Genomic DNA, 20,161 nt, shown 5'->3' with positions numbered 1-20,161 from the left:
CGAGCGGCGCGGGCAGCCCCGACCGGACCCACCGGCTGGCTTGCACCGACACCCACGATCAGGACGGAGGCAATTGAGTTCTAGCTGCGGCGGGCTGCGCCGATGAGATAGTCGCCGCGGATACGGGTGAAGGATCGCGGGCCGACCTGGAGCCCGACGTCGTGGGAGGCTGCGGTGAACTGTTCGGCGGTGAAGCGGTCGTGCTCGGGGTGGTCGAACAGCAGCCGATAGGTGGGTCTGGCGAGGGCGTTGGCGGTGACTTCGTCGAAGTAGAAGGTTCCGCCGGGACGCAGCACGCGGGCGATCTCGGTCAGCGCGGCGCGCCAGTCGGGGATGTGGTGGATGATCGCGAAGTCGAACACGGCGTCGTAGCTGGCGTTGCCGGCGCCGAGGGTGGCATGCAGGTCCGCGGCGTCGCCTTGGTGCAGGCTGACCCGGTCGCCGTAGGACCTGAGCCGGCGGCGGGCACGGTCGATCATGGCGGGGTCGAGGTCGACGGCGTCGACGTGGTGGGCGCCGAAGCGGTCGAGGATGAGCTGGGTGCCGTAGCCGGGACCGCAGCCGATCTCCAACACCCGGGCGCCAGGCGGTAGCGAGCCGCCGAGGCGTAACAGCCACGGCGTTTCGTACCAGCGTTGCAGCCACCGCCGCGGCGCCGAGTTGATCAGTACCGACTCCACCCGGTTCATCAACATCGTCGAGACTCCCATCATCGCTTAATTCCGATGACACCGGACTCTACCGATGCAACGACAATGTTCGCTATCATCGCGTCGTGACGATGAATGAGGGAACGCGGGTCACGACCCGCTGCTCGGATGACCTGACGCCGGCCGCCGCGCTGTTCCGGGGTCTGGCCGACCCCACCCGGCTGGCGATCCTGCGACGGCTCGCCGACGGGGAGTTGCGGGTGGTGGACTTGACCGGTGAGCTCGGTCTGGCTCAGTCGACGGTGTCGGCGCACCTGGCGTGCCTGCGTGACTGCGGTCTGGTGGCCGGGCGCCCGGAGGGGCGGCAGATGTTCTACGCCCTGGCCCGCCCGGAGCTGCTGGACCTGCTGCGCGCTGCCGAGCAACTGCTCGCGGCCACCGGCGAGGCCGTGGCTCTGTGCCCGGCCTACGGCTGCGCGACGGAGGACGACCGATGAGCACCGCCCAGCCGGCCGAGTTGAGCGCGGCCGAGACCGAACGGCTCACCCGGCGGGGTCTTCGCCTGGCGCAGTTCACGGTCGCTTACAACGTGGTCGAAGGCGCTGTGGCGATTACCGTCGGGCTGCTCGCCGGACTGGTGTCGCTGGTCGGGTTCGGCCTGGACTCCGGGATCGAATCGGCGGCGTCGGTGCTGGTGGGTCTGCGGCTGGCGGCGCGGCTGCGCCACGGTGAGGCCGACGAGGCCAAGGAACGCCGTACCCTCAAAGCGGTCGCGGTGACGTTCTTCGTGCTCGCCGCCTACGTGGTGTTCGAGGGGGTACGCAGCCTGATCGGCGGAGAGGAGCCGGACACCTCGGTCGTCGGGATCGTGTTGCTGGCCGCATCGGTGGTGATCATGCCGGTGCTGGCCGCGGCGAAGAAGCGGGTCGCGATGCAACTCGGCGGGGACCATCTGATCCTGGCCGACGCCGCCGAGACGAAGATCTGCGTGCTGCTGAGCATCTCCACCCTGCTCGGGCTGGGCCTGTACGCGCTGACTGGCGCGGCCTGGCTGGACCCGGTGGCCGGGTTCGTCATCGCCGCATTCGCCATCCACGAAGGCCGCGAAGCATGGGAAGGCGAACTCGTCGAGGACGACAACGATGACGACTGAAACGCCCGCCAGGCCGTTCCTCCGCGCGGGGTGACGGCGGCGAGGTGCTGCGAGTCATAGACACAGCTCCGAAGCCGACACCAATGGAATGCCAGCTCCGGCGATAGCCGCCGGGCGACAAGCACCGCAGGGAGGTTGTCATGACGCATCCGGCAGACCCGCGACGGTGGGGCGCCCTCGCGGCGCTCGTGCTCGCCGCGCTCACACTCGGCTTCGATATCACCATCCTCAACGTCGCGCTGCCCACCGTCGCCGGCGAGCTGTCCGCCGGCACCGCTGCCTTGCAGTGGATCGTCAACGCCTACATCCTCGTGCTCGCCGGACTGATCCTGACCTGCGGCGCGCTGGGCGACCGGTACGGGCGCAAACGGCTGCTCATCACCGGCCTGACCTTGTTCGCCGCCGCGTCCGCGGCGGCGACCTGGACAACGTCCGTCGAGATCCTCATCGCCGCCCGCGCCGTGATGGGCCTCGGCGGGGCGATGATCCTGCCGGTGGCGTTCGCCGTCCTGCCCGCCCTGTTCCCGCCGGCGGAGCGCGGCAAAGCCGTCGCCCTGGTCGTGCTGGGCACCGGCCTTGGCATCCCGCTGGGCCCGCTGATCGGCGGTTGGCTGCTGGAGCAATTCTGGTGGGGCTCGATCTTCCTGATCAACCTGCCGATGGCCGCAGCCGCGATCCTCGCCATCGCCGTGCTCATGCCGGAGAACCGCGACCCGCACCCGCCCCGGCCCGACATGCCCGGCGCGCTGCTGTCGACCACCGGCCTGGTCGCCTTGGTGTACGGCATCATCGAAGCGCCCGGGCGTGGCTGGAGCGACCCGTTGGTGCTCGGTGCTCTCGCGGCCGCCGCGGTGCTGCTCACCACCTTCGTCATCTGGGAACTGCGGATCGCCGAGCCGATGATCGACCTACGGCTGTTCGGCCACCCGCAGTTCCTGTGGGCCAGCGTCGCCGGTGTGCTGGTCACCTTCGGCCTGCTCGGCATGCTGTTCGTCATGCCGCAGTACCTGCAACTGGTCGAAGGCCACGACCCATTCGGCACCGGCCTGCGGCTGCTTCCGCTGATCGGCGGCCTCGTCATCGGCGCCCCCGCCGGCGAACGTCTCGCCGCCCGCACCCGCTACCGCATCCCGGTCACCGCCGGGCTGCTCATCCTCGCCGCCGGCCTCGCGGTCGGCGCCAGCACCGACCTCGACACCGGCTACGGATTCACCGCCGGCTGGATGGCCGCCGTAGGGCTGGGCATCGGCCTGGCCCTGTCACCCGCCATGGACGCCGTCCTCAGTGCGCTTCCCCCTGCCCGCGCTGGCGCCGGCAGCGCCATCACCATGACCCTGCGGCAAGTCGGCGGCGCCCTCGGCGTGGCACTGCTCGGCAGCCTCCTCGCCCAGGGCTACACCAACCGCCTCGACAACACCGGTCTACCGGCGACGGCCGCCGACGCAGCCCGCGACTCTCTCGCCGCGGCCCTCGCCGTCGCGGCCCGCCTCGGCGACCCTGCCCTGGCCGCCGACGCCAAGAACGCCTACCTGCACGGCATGACCCTCGTCCTGTACACCACAGCCACCATCGCAGCCCTCAGCGCCATCCTCACCGCAGCACTCTTGCCTGGGCAACCCACCACCGATGACGGCGCCGCCGCTCCCGAAACCACCGACCCAGCCCCCACCGCGCCAGGACGCACCGACCGGGAGACCACCGATCCAGCACCACGTTGATCTCGCGATCATGAGATCCCTAGATCCCGCCAGCGTCGCCAACCACCACGCAGCGACCCACGCGGTCGATGACAGGCTCAGCGCCCCCGACACCTGACACCTACATCGCCGATGCCTGTGGGTTCAACGCAGTCTTCGCAGACGAGACCGGAGTGATCTCTAGAGTCGAGTGTCTCCTGAGACATTCGGATTCTGGAGAACACAACAACTGTTTCGGTGTCTGCGTACGTGCTGGGCAGCGCCAATGGCTGCATCTGCTCGAGGTGGCGCCCGAGCGGTACCTGGCAGCCGAGGCCCACGAAGACGAACTACGGCGTTTGCTCGGTGACGTGGCGATCCTCAAGGAACGCCGCGCCGGCGTCAGTTACCCGCTGCCGTTGCGAGGGCTACGTCGTCGCGCCCAGCGTGACGACAAAGCTGCCTGAGCAACTCCACGGCCGTGCGGAGATCGCGCCACGCCACCGCTTCGTAGCCAGATCAGCTGTACCCGGCTGCCGACCGGGCGACCGAGGCAGACGCCACGCAGACAGAAACCAACACCGCAACAAACCGAACCCAGACCGTCCCGACGCTTTCGGCGCCCGATCCCACCGCGGGTCGGGCGCCGAGTGATTTTCGCGTACGGCCAGCCACGGACAAGAACCAGGAGGTCATACATGAACAACATCGAATGGGGCGCCATCGAGAGTCAACGCGCTCACCTGATGGCCCCCAGCTACTTGGCCGGCTACGGCCGCCTGCACAACGGCGAATGGGGCGCCGCCGTCGAGAACGTCGTCGTCTACAGCAGCCGCGAGGGTTTGCGCACGTGGGCGCAGTCGATCGTCGACCGGCTGCCCGGTGACCGGACCGGCAAGCCACTGGTCATTGTCAACCAAGACCAGCAGCAGGCGTGGCTGACCGGCAGCCACGTACTAGGCGCCGATCCCGAGGAACGAGCCCAGTGGACGGCGACGGTCGAAACCGTCTGCGACCTGGTGCAGGCGGTCGCCAAGAACCCGGCCGCCTTCGGGTGGACGTTCGGCGATGGCGTCACCGAACTCTTCGCCCAGGTCGACGAGGACGGAGGTGACGACGACGCCGGGGGGATGGTCGCCGGCGTGAAGGTCGATAGTTTCTGGATCGGCTGCAAGCCACTGCACGACGACGACCTTGTGCGGACCAGCCGCGAAGGCAGCGGGATCGACCTGGCCCACGCGGTACTCATGGTGATCGCCGACCGCATCGACCGCGCGTACTAACCGGGCGCCGCCAACCAGGTCGTACCCGTCGGCCACCAACTCATCGCGGCACGACCAGTAGGGGGTGCGGACCCGCGCCGCTACTTCGTGCACCGGCCACCCGCGTTACCCTCCCGCAAACCGCTCTGCCGTACGACTCGGCACATCCCGCAAGCCGCGGTGCTCGGCTGACACGGTGCCTCGGCGTAGGCCTCTGCGCTGCACGGCAGAACTGGCGAACGCGGCGGCCATCACTGCGGGCCGCCGCATTCGCCGGTCCGCAGTGATGACCGACCCCGGCGGTGGCCAGCAAGCCGGCAAAACATCTTGGAAGCACAGCACCAGTCATCAACTACCGGCAGCAGCGCTGCGCTTCCAAGATCTTTTGACCCGAAGACTGGCTTGCCCGCCACCGCCCGCGCCGTTCCCCCCGTGGCCTCGTCAACGCGGCAGCGCCGGTGCAACCGGCGCGAGTCGCGCCAGTTCGCACCACGGAGGCCACTGCATGAGTACGCACCCCACCGCTAGCTGCCGCGCCACCACCGGGCTGCGCGTCGCGGTCGTCGGCGGATCGCTGACCGGCCCGACCGCAGCACTGCTGCTCCAACACGCGGGATTCGACGACGTCACCCTCTACGAGGCCGCCCCGGCCAGCGCCCCCCTCGGCGGCGGGCTGATCGGCCTGGAGCACTCGTCGCTGGACATCCTCGACAAGCTCGGCGTCGCCCAGGACGAGTTCGTCCGCTACGACTCCGAGACGGTCATGGACATCACCGTCCGCGGGCGCCGGCCCGAATCCGAACACCGCCACCTGTACGCCGGCCGCAACACCACCTGGACCCTGCTGCACGCGGCCCTGACCCGCCGCCTGCCCGCCGGCACCCTGCACACCGGTCACCGGGTCACCGGCCTGACCGACGAGCCCGGGCGACCGCTGCTGCACTTCGCCGACGGCGACACCGCGCAGGCTGACCTGGTGGTCTTCGCCGACGGTCGGGCCTCGACCGGCAGGCGGCTGCTCGACCCGCAGCGGCAGCTGCGCTACGCCGGTTACGTCGCGCACCGTGGCCAGACCAGCAGCACCCAGCCGGGCCTGCAGGACTTCCTGCGCTTCGAACCTTCCCGCAGCGGCGTACAGTTCAACGTGGCGCCCATCCCCGGCGGCGTCGACTGGACCTTCTACCTGAGTGCCACAGCTGCCCAGTACAGCGACTTCTTCGGTGCCCCACCGACCCGGCGCGTGTTCGCCCTGCCCCAGCACGTCACCGACACGGCCCGCGCCGCGGTCGACACCAGCGCCCAGCAGTATCTGCCCGATGAGCAAGCCGCTCTCGTGCACGCCACTGGCACCCGGATGGCTGCCGCCGTCATGGACATCGACCTCCCGACCCGCATGGTGTGGCCCATCGGCACCGGTCACGCGGTGCTGCTCGGCGACGCCCTCGCGCCGGTCCGCCCGCACACCGCGCGCGGGGCAAACAACGGCATCGAGCAAGCAGCCGGTCTGACCGCCGCGCTTACCCAGCACCGCAAATACGGCGCCAACCTGACCGCCGCCCTCGAGGGGTGGCAGCACCGCCACCTGCCCGCCGCAGTCGCCGCCGTACAGCTGGGCCCGGAACTCGGCCGCAAGTTCGGCCTCAACGCCTAAGACTTGCCGGGTCTAGTTGGCCCGGACGCGGTCGCGCCTGATGGCGCCGCCGCGTCCGGGCCGCCAGCCCGCACTGCACGACCTGGCGTCCTGTACGAGCGAGGGCATCTTGCCGGTGATCCACCCACCGTGTGATGTGAGGCCAAGCCAAACCCGCCGCGTCAAGACCCTGCCACCGACCAGGCATCCCCTTACAGGTCGATAAGCCGCAGCAGCCTGCGGCCGCGCTGCCGAGAGCATTCCCCTGCCATCGGCTACGCCGGCACGACAGACGGGTCGCCTGGCACGGCCCGGAACACTTCGGCCGTCAGGGTCGCCGGGTGCGACGACCTTACGTCGCCGTCCGGCACACAGCAGAGGTGGCGCTCGCGGCGGTGCCACGCTGACGACCGGCAAAGGCAATCCAGTCCACGGCTGCCGCCTCGCGGCGATCGAGATGCGGTCGACCACCGAGTACCCGGGTGCCGCGCTCGTCGATTCCGCAGCGATGACCGACCCGCCCGGCGGGGGCAAGCCCGGCAAAACATCTTGGAAGCGCAGCACCGTCATCCAACCTCGGCCAGGAGCGCTGCGCTTCCAAGATCTTTTGACTCAGGACCTGGCTTGCCCTCGCCCGCGCACGCCGATCCCACACCGGCCCGTCAGCGCGGCAGCCCCGGGCACTCACCGGCGGCCGTCGCACACCGATCGCACCGCCAGGAGGCGACGCCATGTACCAGAGCCTGCCCTTCGCCGACCGCCGTCAGCGCCAGCAAGCCCGCCCCCAGCGCCACCACAGCCGCTGCGTACTGGTCGGCGAGAAGGAGTTCTTCAACCCGGCCGACCCCGCCGACTACCGGGAGTACCGCATCGTCCAAAGCTACGGGCGCCGATAGCCGGGCCTCCGCGGAGGGCCACCGGCCCTCCGCGAACTGCCAGGCAAGATCGGTCGTAGGTACAAGCCGGCGCCTGGCCAACGCTTACCGCGGCCGGCCCTAGCGGGCCGGTAGACCGGAGCGGCCTTCGGCCGCACTGCAGAGGCCCTTTTCCGGCCACTGGCTACGCCAGGAGGGTAGGTTGCGCGACGACGTCCACCAAATCCGCCGCGGGCGGGTAAAGAAATTCTGCACACCCCACAGATTTTCTTTACCCGAAACCCCCGCACCGGATTTGGCTCCCGCCGCCACGCAACCTGGCGAGCAAGCTCGCCGCCACCGGCCGAAAAAACGCCTCAACCCCAAAACCCACGCCCTCCCAGCTGCCACAACGGCCAACAATCGCGGGTTTCAGTATTCGCAAAGAACAAACAGGAAATAGTATTTCTTTTCTGGCTAAGCATAGACAAAAAGCGCTTAGTAATGATAGGCTTCTATTTGTCAGCGAGGGCAAACGCTGACGACACAGGAAACACAAACCATAGGAGACCACCGGTGAGCATCCACGAAATCGACGTGCGCGGCGAGAACGTCAACAGCGTTGTTGTCGGGTGGGAAAAAGCTTTCGGTTCGTTCTGGGCGCACGTCTACCTCGCAGGCGACGGCAGCGGCTACCCCTGCCCCAGCCGGGAGATCGGCGGAGACTTCCGCGAAGTCAAGGACCCCACGATCGTGATCGACTTCGTCCGCCCGTACGCGCACGTTCCGGAAAACCTCGCGGCCATCCTCACGGCCGACGCCGAGACCGAAGGCATTTGCGACCTGCCCGCCATCCTCGGTATCCAGGAAGGCGCGTCAACCGCGTACGACCTCGACGAAGCCGACATCCCGTTCTAACCCGCGCACCGGCCGGGGGTCTCTGACTCCCCGGCCGCCGCACGTCTAGGCCCGCCGTCCCGAGCAAAGAAGTCACGCGCCGACCGCGACCGGATCGACGCGCATCGAGCACGCCGATCCGGGCTGCCGCGCCGACCGCTCACGGCCGCACCGCTTCAGGCCCACATTCCTGCTAAACGCGCGCACGTAAAAGGCCGACGGCCCCCCGAAGGGAGACACCCCTCGCGGGATGTACCGGGCAAGGTCCGTCGGCCCAACACAGGCAACACACCAGCACTCGCGCGCTGGTCTGAAGACCAGCGCCCAGATTAGCGCGCCGCGCCTCACCGTTCAACCGACAAGCACTCACCATCGGGAGTCCACCATGCCCACCACACCGCAGCCGTACCCCACGATCACCCTCGACGACCTAGCCACCGTTGCCGCACGGATCCAACCCCTCACCCAATCCGCAGACTCCGGGGACACCCAGGCCACCCGCCGCATCGAAGAGATCTTCGCCAGCTACGGAATAGCCCTCACCGATACGCCCGCCGTGCCGGACCGGGAGGCACCATGCCACTGATGGACAACGACAAGACCGGCCGCCGCGTGGCACGCATCGGTCACATACTCGCGATCGGCGGCGCGGCTCTCGCCATCGTTGCCGCCCTTCTGCTGGTCGTCGCTGTCGCGTTGCTGCGCTGACAAGTCCGGGCACCCGATCAACCCGCCCCCGGTCGCTCACCCGCCGGCGCGTCCGCCCTCTCGACTCCCGCCGGCGGAACACCCGCCGAGGTCGCGACGTCCCCGCCACCGGGCTGCACTCCGCCACCCGGAGGACGACCCCGCCGCCGCGCCACCGCCACCACGGAGTCGGTCAGCTCACCCACCCGCGCCGCGACCTCCTGCGCCGACGCCCGCTGCTGCCCCTGCCGAACCCGTGCCGGAGTTTCCTCCGTCAGCATCGCCGCCACATCCGGAGCTACCAGCGACGCCAACACCGCCAAGGCGAAATCCGCGCCCTGCTCCGCCTCCACCACGACCGCATCCCACCGCGCGAGCTCCGCCGCACGTCGCTCTCGCGCGCGGCGGACCGCCGCACCGGCATCCGTCGCCGCTTTCAACGCGGCACGCTCCGCCTCATGCCGCCGCTGCAGCGCCTCAATAGCTTTGTTCGTTCCTTTGCTAGCCATGCCATTGACGCTACCTATTTCACAGGCCAACCCTCCATACCTCACAATCGTTGAATGTTAGTTGTAAATGACCACTCAATCGTTCAACATTGCTCACACCATCTCCCATCAGCACAGATATCAGGTCACTCCCTAACCTCTTCTCAGAACTAGCACACCCCCTGGCATTCCAATGTCGAAAAGGCGCCTGGCGGGCGCTTACGCTCGGCGGCATGCTCTCGGTGACCCGCATCTCCCCGGGGGCCGGGATCACCTACCTCACCCAGCAGGTGGCCACCGGCCGGCACGACTTCCGGCCCGCCACACCCAGCGCAGCGGTGGCCTACCACGCCGATCCGACCGCGCACGGCGAGGCCCCCGGCTGGTGGGCAGGCCAAAGCCAAGCCCTGTTCGGCGTGCACGCACAGGTCACCGAGAAGCAGCTACAAAATCTCATCGGCGAAGGCCGGCACCCGGACACCGGCGAACAACTCGGCCGCCTGTGGCGCAAATTCGAGGCCCTCGACGACGACGCCCGCCAAGCCGCCGTTGAAAAAGCGTGGAAGGCGCTCCCCGCCGACGCCACCTACGAACAGATCGCCCAGGTCTGGCTGCGGATCTGGACATCCCCGGAACGACACCCCGTGGCGGGGTTCGACGTCACCGTTTCACCCGTCAAGAGCGTCAGCCTGCTGTGGGCCTTCGGTGATCAGCGGGTCAAGCGCGAGGTGATGGCGTCGCACCACGACGGCGTCCGCGCCGCCTTGGAACACCTGCGCGCGCACGGAGCGTTCACCCGGCTGGGCACCAACGGCATCGTGCAGGTCGACACCGACGGCCTCGCTGCCGCGGTCTTCGACCACCGCATGTCCCGGGAGAAAGACCCCCAGCTGCACTCCCACATCATCGTCAGTTCGAAGGTCCGCGTCGTCCGCGACGGCCGCGAGACTTGGCTGGCGCTCGACAGCAAAGCGTTCTACCAGGCCACCATCGGTGCCCGCATCGCCTACGAACGCGCCGTCGAACACCAACTCGGCCGCCGACTCGGCGTCCGGTTCGCCGCCCGCGTCGGCTCCCCGATCCGCGAGATCATCGGCTTTGACCCCCGCGCGATCCTGCACTACTCCAAACGGCGAACCGCCGTGGAGACCGAGCTCGACGGCCGTCACAGCGATCTCAGCACGGGCCGAGAGTGGATCCCCACTGGACGGTGGCGGCGTTCCACGCAGGATGCCACGCTGCGCACCCGCCGACCAAAGGACGGCCCCGAGTCGACCGATGAAGCCGTCGCTCGGTGGCGGCGCGAAGACCGGCAGGCGGGCTTCGACACGACCGCCGACGTCCGCCGCCTCGCCGCAGGCCGCGCGCTTGACATCGTCGACCAGCAGGCGCGGCAGGTCATTCGTCTCGCGCAACGCCACCGCGGCGACCAGCCGGTCCGGGTTCACGACCTGGACAATGCCGCTCTCCAGCTCGGGCTGGAGCGCGAGGAGCAGCGGATGCCGGTCATCACGGCCGCGATCCGGCGGCTGCCGCACCTGGCCGTCGAACGCGCCGTCGACGAGCTCAGTGCCGAACGCGCCGTGTTCAGCGTCGATCACCTTGAACTCGCCATCGGCCGGCAGCTGCACGTCAACCCGACCGCCGACCGGCGCTCGGACTGGCGGCAGGTGCAGCGCTACGCCGCCCAAGCCATCCGCGCCCGAGCCGGCGGACTCCGGGTCCTGACCCCACCCGCGTTACTCGAGTGGGGCGAAACCCTAGTCCGCGGCTCCGATCGACAGAGCATCTACAGCCGCCACCGCGACCTGAAACTCTCCACCGAACCGGTCCTGGCCGCCGAGAAGGAACTCATCGCCTACGCCACCCGCCGCGGCGCCACGGCTGCACCTCGGGCGTTGCTCGATGCGGTCGCTGACCGGCTCGACCTGTCGGAGGAGAAACGCGCGGCGCTGCACTTCGCGGTAGGCGATACCCGTCGGGTCACCGGCATCGTCGGCCCGGCCGGCACCGGAAAGACGTATCTGCAGAGGGCCGTGGGGGTCGCCGCGCGGCAGGCCGGCGTGCCGGTGCTCGGCCTCACGGTCGGGCAGAACGCCGCGTTCGTCCTTGCCGACGCGACCCGCGACGCCGACCAGCCCGGCATCCGGACCGAGAACATCGCCATGTGGCTGCACGCCCAAGACCACCCGCCAGAGGGCACCACACCGGCCGACTGGGCATTCCAGCCCGGCCAGTGGGTCATCATCGACGAAGCCTCGCAGGCCAGCACGCTCGACTTGGTCCGCCTCAGTCAACTACTCGCACCCGTCGGCGGGAAGCTGATCCTGGTCGGTGACCCCGAGCAGATCTCCGCGATCGGGCCCGGCGGCATGTTCCGCTACCTCGCCTCCCTCGGCACCACCACGCAACTGCGCGAGGTCCGCCGCTTCACCGACCCGTGGGAAGGCCCTGCCTCCCTGCGGCTACGCGAGGGCGACACCACCGTGCTCGCCGAGTACGACCGCCGCGGCCGCATCATCGCCGGACACCGCACCGAACTCATCAACCACGTCCTCGACGGGTGGGCCGCCGACGTCCTTCAAGGCCGCACCAGCCTCATCCTCGTCGAAACCCAGGCCGAAGCCGCCGACATCGCCACCCAAGCCCGCCGCCTGCTCATCCGCGCCGGACTCGTGCAAGCCGGGCCCACCGTCACCCTCGCCGACGGCACCCACGCCGGTATCGGGGACCTGATCGTCACCCGCCGCAACAACCGCACCCTGACCGCCGGCGATGCATTTGTTGCCAACCGCACCCAGTGGCGTGTCCTCGAGCTCGGCCCCGACGGTGCCCTGCTCGTCGAGAACCCGGCCAGCCACGCCACCACCACACTGCCCGGCGAGTACGTCGCGGAGCACGTTCAGCTCGCCTACGCCGCCACCGTCGACTCCGCCCAAGGCCGCACCGTCGACGCCGCCCGCGCCATCATCGACCAGGCGACCACCCGCGCGCGGCTCTACGTCATGGCCACCCGCGGCCGCCTGCTCAACCAGCTGGCGGTCGTCACCGCCGACGAACCCCCCGAAGCCCACCCACCGGCTCCGGCCACCGCCGGGATCACCGTGCTCGCCGGCGTCCTGCGCGAGGACGGCACCGACCGTTCTGCCACCGAAACGGAGCAAACGCTGTGGGCCGACGCCGACGCTCTGCGGCACTGGGGACCTATCTACGACGACCTCACCGCCCGCGCCGGCACCGACCACTACACCGCTGTCATCCGCGGTGTGGCCGGACAAAGAGTCGCTGACAACCTCGCCGCCGACCCTGCCATGCCCGTGCTCGCCGCCCGCCTGCACGCCCTGGCCGCCGCCGGCTACGACCCCACGCAGGTCCTCGCCGCCGTCGCATCCGAACGCGAACTCACCAGCGCGCGCGACACCGCTGCGGTCCTCGCCTGGCGCATCAACCAGGCATACCAGGAACTGCAACCCGACCCCGCCGTCGCGCTCAGTCCGGCCCAAGCTGGCACTTACATCCAACGCGCCCCCGCCGTCGACGGCGACATCGGTGATGCCCTGCGCCAAGTCGCGGCCATCTGCGACACCCGCATCGACACCCTCGCCCAACAGACTGCCGCCGAACAACCCACCTGGTCCACCGCGCTGGGAGAGTTGCCCGACGACCAGGCCGGGCGCCAGCAGTGGATGAGCCGCGCGGCCGTCGTCGCCGCCTACCGTGATCGCTACAGCATCACCGGCGACGACCCGATCGGCCCCGAACCCTCAACCCGCGACGTCGGCAGATGGGGTGCATGGCAGCGCGCGCAGACCGTGCTCGGCATTTCCACCCTCGCCGGGCAGATCCACTCCGCCACCGACGGGCAGCTCCGGACGCTCATCGCTGCGCAACGCGACGCCGACCAGAGCGCACCGACCTACGTCGCCGGTCAGCTCCGCGCGGCCCACACCGAGCTCGTCGGCGCCGAGAATCATCTGCGCGACGCCCGCGTCGACCTGGCCACCGCACAGACCGCTGCGGCCTCCGCGACCCGGCACGCCGACACCATGAAGCCGCGATGGTGGCACGCCGGCCCCCTACACACCCGCGCCGCGATCCGCCACCAGCACGCCCGCACTGACGCGCTGCGCGCCAGCACCACCGTCGACGAACTCCAAGACCGGCTCACCTCAGCCCGCCAACGCATCGAAGCCCTCCGCGAAAGGGTGCACAACCTCGAGGACCGGCACCAGAGCTGGGCCGGCTGGTACCACGAGGCGCTACCTACCCGATACGCCGGCCTCGCTGCCGGTGCCGAGGCCGCGCGTCGCGCGCAGAACTTCGCCGACGACGCCAGGGACCTTGCCGAAACCGTTCGCGCCACCGCGGCGCGGGTGCGGGCCGTCGACGCCACCCGCCCGCAACCCCATACCCGGCCCGTCCCCGACCACCTCACCGAACACGCCGAAGCCGCACAGCAACGCATCCTTGAGGAACCCGACATCGACGCACCGCCTGAGCACTCCGAGCCGGAAGCAGACCATGCTTGAAACCAGCACGTTCGACCGCACAACCTGCCCGACGTGAGCGCCGGCCAGCCGGAGTAGCCAGACGCGTCCATGAAGTACGCCATCCCGGACGATGCAGATGACGGGTGTCTCGATGCAGGGAGCCGGCACGAGGGGTCCCGCTACGCATCGATACTTGAACGAACCTGAGCTCGGCTGACGGCCCTCGCTACATCGGAGCCGACAGCATCGGACGTCCCGTTCCGGCTACGCAGGTCGGCACTCGACCGACAGGGCCGGGTCGAATACCGGCGCCCGGCAGGTCGGGCAGACCGTCCTGTAGTGGCCCGGGCACGTCGCGCATCGCACCATGCGCATTTGCTGGATCATCCGGTACGGCTGGTTCGGATTCGGCGCCTCCAGCGAGTGACCGTTGGGGCATTTCTTGACCTGATCGCCGACCAGGTGGTCCGTCGGTTTGTAGCTGCACCGCAGGACGTTCGGATTCCGGCGGGCCCATTCGACTACGGCGCGGAGCTGAGCGACGGTGGCGACCTCGCGCGTGCGGACGCCGTTCCCGCGGTAGTGCGGCTGCCACCGCAGCTCGTAAGACCATCGACGTTCCCACTCCACCGGCCGACGATATCGAACATGCGTTCGAAGTTCCGCCGTCGGCCTTCGTCCCCCGGCCATGGTCTGGGAACAACTTCGTCGGCCTCAACCCGTCCTGCTGCCAGTCTCGCTTCCTCAGGAGCGCTCTTGTGTTTCTGTGGCCGGCGGCGGGGGAAGCTCATTCGCTCGCTCAGAGTCCCACTCCGCCAGCGTCTTGTTGACGAAGTGGTCCAGGACAGGGCTGATGGCCTCCGGCGGCACGTCGCCGATGTCGAGTCGATCGATCAGCGAGTCGTACATCGAGCGGAGCCGAGCTTCACGTTTTTCCGGGGCGGCGCTCGCCGCCGCTCCGGTGAGGTAGGCGCGGGTCTCGGCCGCCTCCTTGAGCACGGCCATGATGCCGCCCCATCGGAGCTGGCGACCCATTCCTTTTCCGATGGTGACCAGCAGAGGTGGCAGTACCCGCTTGGCGTGGTCTTCGGCGTACTGAACAAACAGATCCGCTGGCGCCTCGAGGTCGTTCGCGATGGCGCCGGCCAGGACTCCGACGCAGGCGTCAACCAGCCGCACCGGTGCGCGGCGCACCCAGGAGTTGGCCGGCCGGCTCTTGTAGCCGTAGTCCGCGGTGACATGCCGACGTAGCGCCGAGTTGGTCGCGTGGGTGAAGTATTGCGAGGCGGGCCGGTACGCGACGTCGTACAGATAAATGATCGCCTTGGCGTCAATTTCTGAGTCTATCTGCTCGGCCATCGCCGCTACGGGCGGCAGTTTCTGTGGTTCGCCGAGAGCGCTCACGGACTGGCGGATGAGTTGCTGAGAGATGAGCCCTGTGCCCGACAGGAAGGTCAGCATGGCCGCCCCGGTCTTGTACTCCGACGCCCGAAGTTTGGCGGCAGCGCCGGGGATGAGGAGGCACCACAGGCCGAGGATGCAGGTCTCGATGCCGGTGCGGGCGAGCAGGGCCGCCGCTTCCCGCTGACGCATCCGGACTGCTCGACGTGTCTCCCGTTGCAGAAACAGCAGCCGCAAGAGGGCCAACCGGGCAAGGTGTTCACCAGTGACCTGCTCCTCGTCGCGCGGCAAGGGGATGCCAATCGCGAGGCTGTGTGCGCTACGTCGAACGCGGATGCGTCGCGGGAGATCCGGATAGGGCAGCACGCCACGAAGGACCGTGCGGGCGAGCGCCGAGAGGATGGCCATCACAACACGGCATCATCGCAACAACCGGGACGGACTGCGTCACCTTTTCGGTGCGGCGGAAGGCATGGCCGAACCTGTCGGCCTCGGCCGCCCCGGCGAGGTGCGTCGGAACGGCCGAGGCTGCTCTCATGGCTGGCGCAGTGTGGTGAAGACATCTCGCGCGCAAGCAGCGAGCAGGCGTTGAGTGTCCACCTGTTCAGTGACAGCGCTGTTCACCGGAATGAGCGCGACGCTCAGATAGAGGTTACCGTCGTACGCCAGCAGGTGCGGGCCGGTGGTGGGGTCGGTGTAGGCGGTGGCGTGCTGGCCGAGCCCGGGCACGTCGGTGACCGCGGTCGACTTTTACTGGGCGCCTCGCATGCCTTCATAGAAGCCCTGCGCCGAGCCCGCCTTGCTGGTCATGACCTCCAGGAAGATCAAACTGCGCATCCCGACACCCCCGTATTGGTGATTACAGGTTGCGATGGAGGAGGTGCTGGTGTCGCTGAACCGGGGTTGTCCCAGGCTGCCGGCGTCGGTGCCCAGTTCCCGGGTGAGACGTTTGTGATCCAGGGCGCTGCAGACGTCACGCCGGTTGACGTAGTGAGCTGCTGTGGTGGCGCTCGGTGCCGGGTCGGCAGAATGCGCCGCTGCCGACGCCGATGCGCTGGTCGTGGGCTGGGTGGTGCTGCCTGTGTCGCGGCACGCGGCAGTCGCAAATGCCAGGAGCACGGTCAAGGCTGCGGTGATCGATGAGGTGGCCATGAGTCGCCGGATTCCGTGCGGATGCGCAACGGTCACGGGCCCTACCACCGGTAATCACTGCCGTCGGTGAGGTTCACGACCATGCCGGTGTGGGTGTAGAAGTTCATCGCGGAGAACAGCGCGAAACCGATGCCGGCGACCGTCCAGACCCAGTACAGGATCTGCCAGCTGCGGTGGCTGCCGGGCCGGGCCGCGAAGGGGAACAGCAGGCAGCCCAGCGCGGCAGCGCCGTAGAGGATGGCGAAGAAGGTGTTCTCGATGGCCGGGTACTGGTGCAGCAGCCCGGTGATGGGTTCTTCGGCGGGCGCGGCGCTGATGACGTCGAAGCGCAGGATGGCCAGCGTGCACCAGGTCATGACGAGCCCGAGGAGGAAGACGATGACGCCGACGGGACCGATCGTGTCCGGTAGCCGGTCGGGGGCGAAGGCTGGTGCGGTCCGGCTGATCCGCCACGCGGCGGCCAATAGAAGGACGCCGAGCAACAGGGCTGGCTCGCCGAAGATGGTGTCGATGTAGGGCTTGGCTTCGGCAAGCGGGTGGGTGATGGTCATGGCACCGCCGAGCCCGGTCAGCACGAGGCCGAGGACGCCGAATGCGGCGGCCCAGCCGTTGTGATCCGCAGGTGCGCGTACCAGGGGCGTGGGCATGCGTTCGTTGCGCAGCCAGGCCCAGTAACGCGGTACGAGGATCAGCGCCGCTCCGGCGGCGACGCCGATGAGGGTGTTGTACATGATCATGTGTTGGCTCCTAACGGGTGGAGGTCATCGGTGGTGGGCGGCGATGAGGTGCCGCAGGACGTCGATGTCGTGCCGGACAACGCCGGCCTGGGTGTCAAGCAGGGTGTTCAGCTCGGTGATGAGCTGGCCACGTAGTTGCTGGTTCAGCGCCCACCCTGCGGCGGTCGGGGCGAGCAGGGATCGCCGGCGGTCCTTGGCGGGGATGCTGCGGCGCAGCAGGCCGCGCCGGATGAGGGCGGCGGCGGAGCGGGTGACGGAGCCTTTGGAGACGTGAGCCAGAGCGGCGACGACGCCGGTGTCAACGGGTCGGTGCATGACGGTCAGGTGCAGCACGTCGTAGCTGGTCCAGGTCAGGTTGGCGCCGGAGAGGACGGTGGCCTCGAGGTGGTGGCGCGCGAAGTTGGCGGTACGGCACAACACCGCAAGCCGGTCGAGCCGGGCCGCTTCCGCGTCATCCCCGGGGCTGCTCGGCGCTGCTGGCGCCGCCGGTGCGGCGGCGCCAGCAGCGACCGAGGGGTGTCCGTTCATGACGTGGTTCCGCTGTTGGGCTTGCGTGACGCTCGCGGGTCGGGCCGCGCGTGGGATCTGCTCTGGCGGCGGTGATCGCCGCGCATGAAAACCTTTACGAACTTCTCGCCAGGCCAGTACCGGTAGGCCAGGCTGTAGAAGCCGTTGGGGTCGATGCGGCGCTGGTTGAGCTGGACAGGTCGGTCGCCCGAGGTAGGCACGGTCGCGGCCCTTTCGATGAGCGATGAGTAGACGTCGTCATTCCTGATGTCTGCAGGGGCGGTTACCGGCATAGCGACGTCAATGTCGCGGCCGGTGCGTTGCGCACGCCGTGCAGCCACGCGGCGGTGGCGGCGAACGCCAGCGGCGCCGTGCGGTGCAGGTTGATCGAGTGGCCGGTCTGCGGGACGGTCGTCGCGGCAAGTGGCGTGCCGATCGGGAAGGCGTTGCGTTCACGCTGGCAGATGTCTGCCGGTGTGGTGCAGGGCTGGCCGGCGCCGCAGAAGAGAGTGTCGTTGGTGCCCATGACGAACAGGACGGGCACGGTGATGGCGCGGCTGTAGGCCAGCTCGTCGTCCGGAGTGAAGGTGAGCTCGCCGGTCGTTGCGGTCGTCTTGGTCTGCTCATCCCAATCGGCGGCGCCGCGGTCGGCGGTGTTCGGATCCAGGAAGTAGCCGGGTCGGCTGCCGGGCCGGGTAGTCAGGTAGCCCTCCGGCGGTGCGGAGTTGGCGAACTTCGGGTCGGCGGCGGCCGGGTACAAGTCGGTGATGAAGCGGGTCATCTCGTCGAGGCGGATGTCGTGCAGCAAGCCGGTGAGCACGAGCGCGTCGACATCGTGATAGGTAGCGGCCTCGGCCATCGCGATGACCGAGCCGAAGGAGTGCCCCACACCCACGACACGGGTGAAACGGCCGACAGTGCCGTCGCGCAACGCCTCGATCACCTGGTGGGCGACGGTGGCCTCGGTGGTGGTGGTGACCTGGTCGGCGGGTGGCCGGTCACTGGCGCCGGTGCCGATGCGGTCGATGAGGTAGACGGCGTCGCCGCCGGCCAGAGCCGCGGCGGTGTAGTTCGTGCGCTGGTCCAGGCCGGTCCAGTAGCGGTGGGTGTAGGTGAGACCTGGCACCAGCAGTTGCACGGTCGTGGTGGGGCGGGCGGGCCGGCACAGCCATCCGGCAAGCCGGTACTGCGACGCGCCGGGACTGGAGGTCAAGGTGACGACCAGGTCGTGCCGGGCGCATCCCGGAGGTGCCGCCGATGGCGGCTGTGCGTGTGCGGCGGGCGTAGCAAGCGCCAAGCCGGTGAGGATCAGCGCCACCGCCACCGCGAGCGGTGTGAAGAGGCGACGGGCACGGGGCCGCTGTGAGTCTGCGGTGGCGGCCGGGGTGGGGTTGGACAGCATGCGCTGCTCCTTCGGTGTGGTGGGTGGAGACGGTCGAGCGACGGCGGTCACTCGACGCTGATGTGGACGTGGTTGGTGTGCCATCCGCTTGGGTCGTCGCCGCCGAAGGGGTTGTTGTAGGCGTGCCAGCCTTCGGATCGGGTCCAGATGCGGCGGAACCAGATGACGTACTTGATGCCGAGGCGATCGGCGTTGGCGACGGCCCATGCGGCCATGGCGTCGCCGCGGGCTTTCTGAGCTCCGGACGCTTCGCCGCCAGAGGTCATCATGAAGTCGCAGGCGCGGCCCTTGGGATGTTCGCCGTGATCGTCGACGCGGTAGCAGCCCGGCTTCGGGAATCCGGCCGCTTCGGCCTGTTGCACGAGGTGCAAGGTGCGTGGTGTCAGGCAGCCGGAGCCGGTGGTCGGGTCGGGCCGGATGGTGCAGCCCTCGTCGGGCCAGGAGCCATCGGGGTTGCGAGTGACCGGTTGCGCCATCGCGGCGTTGGCGGCTGAGCAGTCGGTTGCGCTGCCGGCCGGGACGCCGAGCTGCTGGCTCAGAGCGGTGGCGTCGTCTTCCCACTTCGCGTACGCGTTGGGCAGGGCGGAGCCTTGGACGGCTTGCGCGGCCTCGGTGAGCGGCATGGTCTGCCACCCGCGGATAGTGGCGAGTTTGTCGTAGAACTTGCCGGCGGCGTAGACGGGGTCGCCGATCTGGGCCGGGGTGCCCCAGCCTTGGCTGGGCCGTTGCTGGAACAGGCCGACCGAATCGCGGTCCCCGCCGGGGAGGTTGCGCAGCCTGGACTCTTGCATGGCGGTGGCGAGCGCGATGATCTGGCCGCGGGCCGGGATGCGCCGTTCGGCGCCGACGCTGAGGATCGTGCGCGCGTTGGCCAGTTGCTCGGCGTCCCATTGCCCGGCGGGCTGGCTGCTGGACGCCGATGCCGATACCACGGGTGCGGGGGCGCACTCGTCGTTGACGGTGGTCAGCAGCAGTAAGGGCCCGGCGAGGCAGGAGCCGACGAGCAGGAAGGCGCCCACCACCAGGGCGACAACGCGGCTACTCATGGCCGCCGCCGGGTGTACGGGCAGCGGCTGCTGACGACGCGACACCAGGATCAGCCAGCGGGGTGGGCTCGGTCATGGTGCCGGCGTCAGCATCGACTGCCGCCCGCCGCCACGGCAGCGGCGAGTCGG

Annotated in this window: 19 protein-coding genes; 9 read left to right on the top strand and 10 right to left on the bottom strand. The window is 69.1% G+C overall.

Annotated features, from left to right (window positions below):
- Window positions 1-80: 80 nt before the first annotated feature.
- The gene (locus ACGFJ7_RS35150; protein WP_392646145.1) at window positions 81-695 is read right to left on the bottom strand and encodes a class I SAM-dependent methyltransferase; all 615 of its coding nucleotides are present in this window, start codon (window positions 693-695) and stop codon (window positions 81-83) included.
- An 86-nt stretch (window positions 696-781) separates the two neighbouring features.
- Between ACGFJ7_RS35150 and ACGFJ7_RS35145 the strand changes: the two genes are divergently transcribed.
- The 8 genes from ACGFJ7_RS35145 to ACGFJ7_RS35110 all read left to right on the top strand — a co-directional run bounded on the left by ACGFJ7_RS35145 (window position 782) and on the right by ACGFJ7_RS35110 (window position 8,830).
- Complete coding sequence (locus tag ACGFJ7_RS35145; RefSeq protein ID WP_392646378.1) at window positions 782-1,147, top strand: ArsR/SmtB family transcription factor; 366 nt, start codon at window positions 782-784, stop codon at window positions 1,145-1,147.
- Between the two features lie 20 nt (window positions 1,148-1,167).
- A complete protein-coding gene (locus ACGFJ7_RS35140) occupies window positions 1,168-1,803 on the top strand; it encodes a cation diffusion facilitator family transporter (protein WP_392646143.1) in 636 nt (211 codons plus the stop codon).
- A 140-nt stretch (window positions 1,804-1,943) separates the two neighbouring features.
- Window positions 1,944-3,521 (top strand): MFS transporter, encoded by a 1,578-nt coding sequence (locus ACGFJ7_RS35135; RefSeq protein ID WP_392646141.1) that lies wholly within the window; start codon window positions 1,944-1,946, stop codon window positions 3,519-3,521.
- A gap of 656 nt (window positions 3,522-4,177) precedes the next feature.
- Window positions 4,178-4,762, top strand: coding sequence for a hypothetical protein (locus ACGFJ7_RS35130; protein ID WP_392646139.1), 585 nt, complete (start codon window positions 4,178-4,180; stop codon window positions 4,760-4,762).
- Between the two features lie 484 nt (window positions 4,763-5,246).
- Window positions 5,247-6,392, top strand: a complete 1,146-nt coding sequence (locus ACGFJ7_RS35125) for an FAD-dependent monooxygenase (protein WP_392646137.1) — start codon at window positions 5,247-5,249, stop codon at window positions 6,390-6,392.
- A 710-nt stretch (window positions 6,393-7,102) separates the two neighbouring features.
- The gene (locus ACGFJ7_RS35120) at window positions 7,103-7,267 is read left to right on the top strand and encodes a hypothetical protein (protein WP_392646135.1); all 165 of its coding nucleotides are present in this window, start codon (window positions 7,103-7,105) and stop codon (window positions 7,265-7,267) included.
- A gap of 534 nt (window positions 7,268-7,801) precedes the next feature.
- Window positions 7,802-8,143 carry a hypothetical protein gene (locus ACGFJ7_RS35115; protein ID WP_392646133.1) on the top strand — a complete coding sequence of 114 codons (342 nt, stop codon included), beginning with the start codon at window positions 7,802-7,804 and terminating at the stop codon, window positions 8,141-8,143.
- A gap of 564 nt (window positions 8,144-8,707) precedes the next feature.
- On the top strand, window positions 8,708-8,830 hold the full coding sequence (locus ACGFJ7_RS35110) for a hypothetical protein (protein WP_392646132.1): 123 nt from the start codon (window positions 8,708-8,710) through the stop codon (window positions 8,828-8,830).
- Window positions 8,831-8,847: 17 nt separating this feature from the next.
- Here ACGFJ7_RS35110 and ACGFJ7_RS35105 read toward each other — a convergent pair whose 3' ends face one another.
- The gene (locus tag ACGFJ7_RS35105) at window positions 8,848-9,318 is read right to left on the bottom strand and encodes a hypothetical protein (protein ID WP_392646130.1); all 471 of its coding nucleotides are present in this window, start codon (window positions 9,316-9,318) and stop codon (window positions 8,848-8,850) included.
- Between the two features lie 212 nt (window positions 9,319-9,530).
- Here ACGFJ7_RS35105 and mobF point away from each other — a divergent pair, with 212 nt between their 5' ends.
- Window positions 9,531-13,826, top strand: coding sequence for a MobF family relaxase (gene mobF, locus ACGFJ7_RS35100; RefSeq protein ID WP_392646128.1), 4,296 nt, complete (start codon window positions 9,531-9,533; stop codon window positions 13,824-13,826).
- A 225-nt stretch (window positions 13,827-14,051) separates the two neighbouring features.
- Here mobF and ACGFJ7_RS35095 read toward each other — a convergent pair whose 3' ends face one another.
- From ACGFJ7_RS35095 to ACGFJ7_RS35060, 8 genes are all read right to left on the bottom strand, one after another.
- Window positions 14,052-14,417, bottom strand: coding sequence for a hypothetical protein (locus tag ACGFJ7_RS35095; protein ID WP_392646126.1), 366 nt, complete (start codon window positions 14,415-14,417; stop codon window positions 14,052-14,054).
- A gap of 114 nt (window positions 14,418-14,531) precedes the next feature.
- On the bottom strand, window positions 14,532-15,596 hold the full coding sequence (locus ACGFJ7_RS35090) for a hypothetical protein (protein ID WP_392646124.1): 1,065 nt from the start codon (window positions 15,594-15,596) through the stop codon (window positions 14,532-14,534).
- Between the two features lie 126 nt (window positions 15,597-15,722).
- Window positions 15,723-15,917, bottom strand: a complete 195-nt coding sequence (locus tag ACGFJ7_RS35085) for a hypothetical protein (protein WP_392646123.1) — start codon at window positions 15,915-15,917, stop codon at window positions 15,723-15,725.
- Between the two features lie 21 nt (window positions 15,918-15,938).
- Entirely contained in the window at window positions 15,939-16,376 is a 438-nt protein-coding gene (locus tag ACGFJ7_RS35080; protein WP_392646122.1) for a hypothetical protein, read from the bottom strand.
- 5 nt (window positions 16,377-16,381) lie between these two features.
- Complete coding sequence (locus ACGFJ7_RS35075; protein WP_392646120.1) at window positions 16,382-17,077, bottom strand: DUF981 family protein; 696 nt, start codon at window positions 17,075-17,077, stop codon at window positions 16,382-16,384.
- A gap of 24 nt (window positions 17,078-17,101) precedes the next feature.
- Window positions 17,102-17,605 (bottom strand): MarR family winged helix-turn-helix transcriptional regulator, encoded by a 504-nt coding sequence (locus ACGFJ7_RS35070; protein WP_392646118.1) that lies wholly within the window; start codon window positions 17,603-17,605, stop codon window positions 17,102-17,104.
- 262 nt (window positions 17,606-17,867) lie between these two features.
- Entirely contained in the window at window positions 17,868-18,986 is a 1,119-nt protein-coding gene (locus ACGFJ7_RS35065) for an alpha/beta hydrolase (RefSeq protein WP_392646116.1), read from the bottom strand.
- A gap of 47 nt (window positions 18,987-19,033) precedes the next feature.
- Complete coding sequence (locus ACGFJ7_RS35060; RefSeq protein WP_392646115.1) at window positions 19,034-20,008, bottom strand: hypothetical protein; 975 nt, start codon at window positions 20,006-20,008, stop codon at window positions 19,034-19,036.
- Window positions 20,009-20,161: the final 153 nt, after the last annotated feature.

The organism is Actinoplanes sp. NPDC048988 (assembly GCF_043197815.1).
Classification (GTDB): domain Bacteria; phylum Actinomycetota; class Actinomycetes; order Mycobacteriales; family Micromonosporaceae; genus Actinoplanes.
The sequence above is the reverse complement of the archived record's forward strand: the minus strand, read 5'-3'. Positions and strand labels throughout refer to the sequence as shown.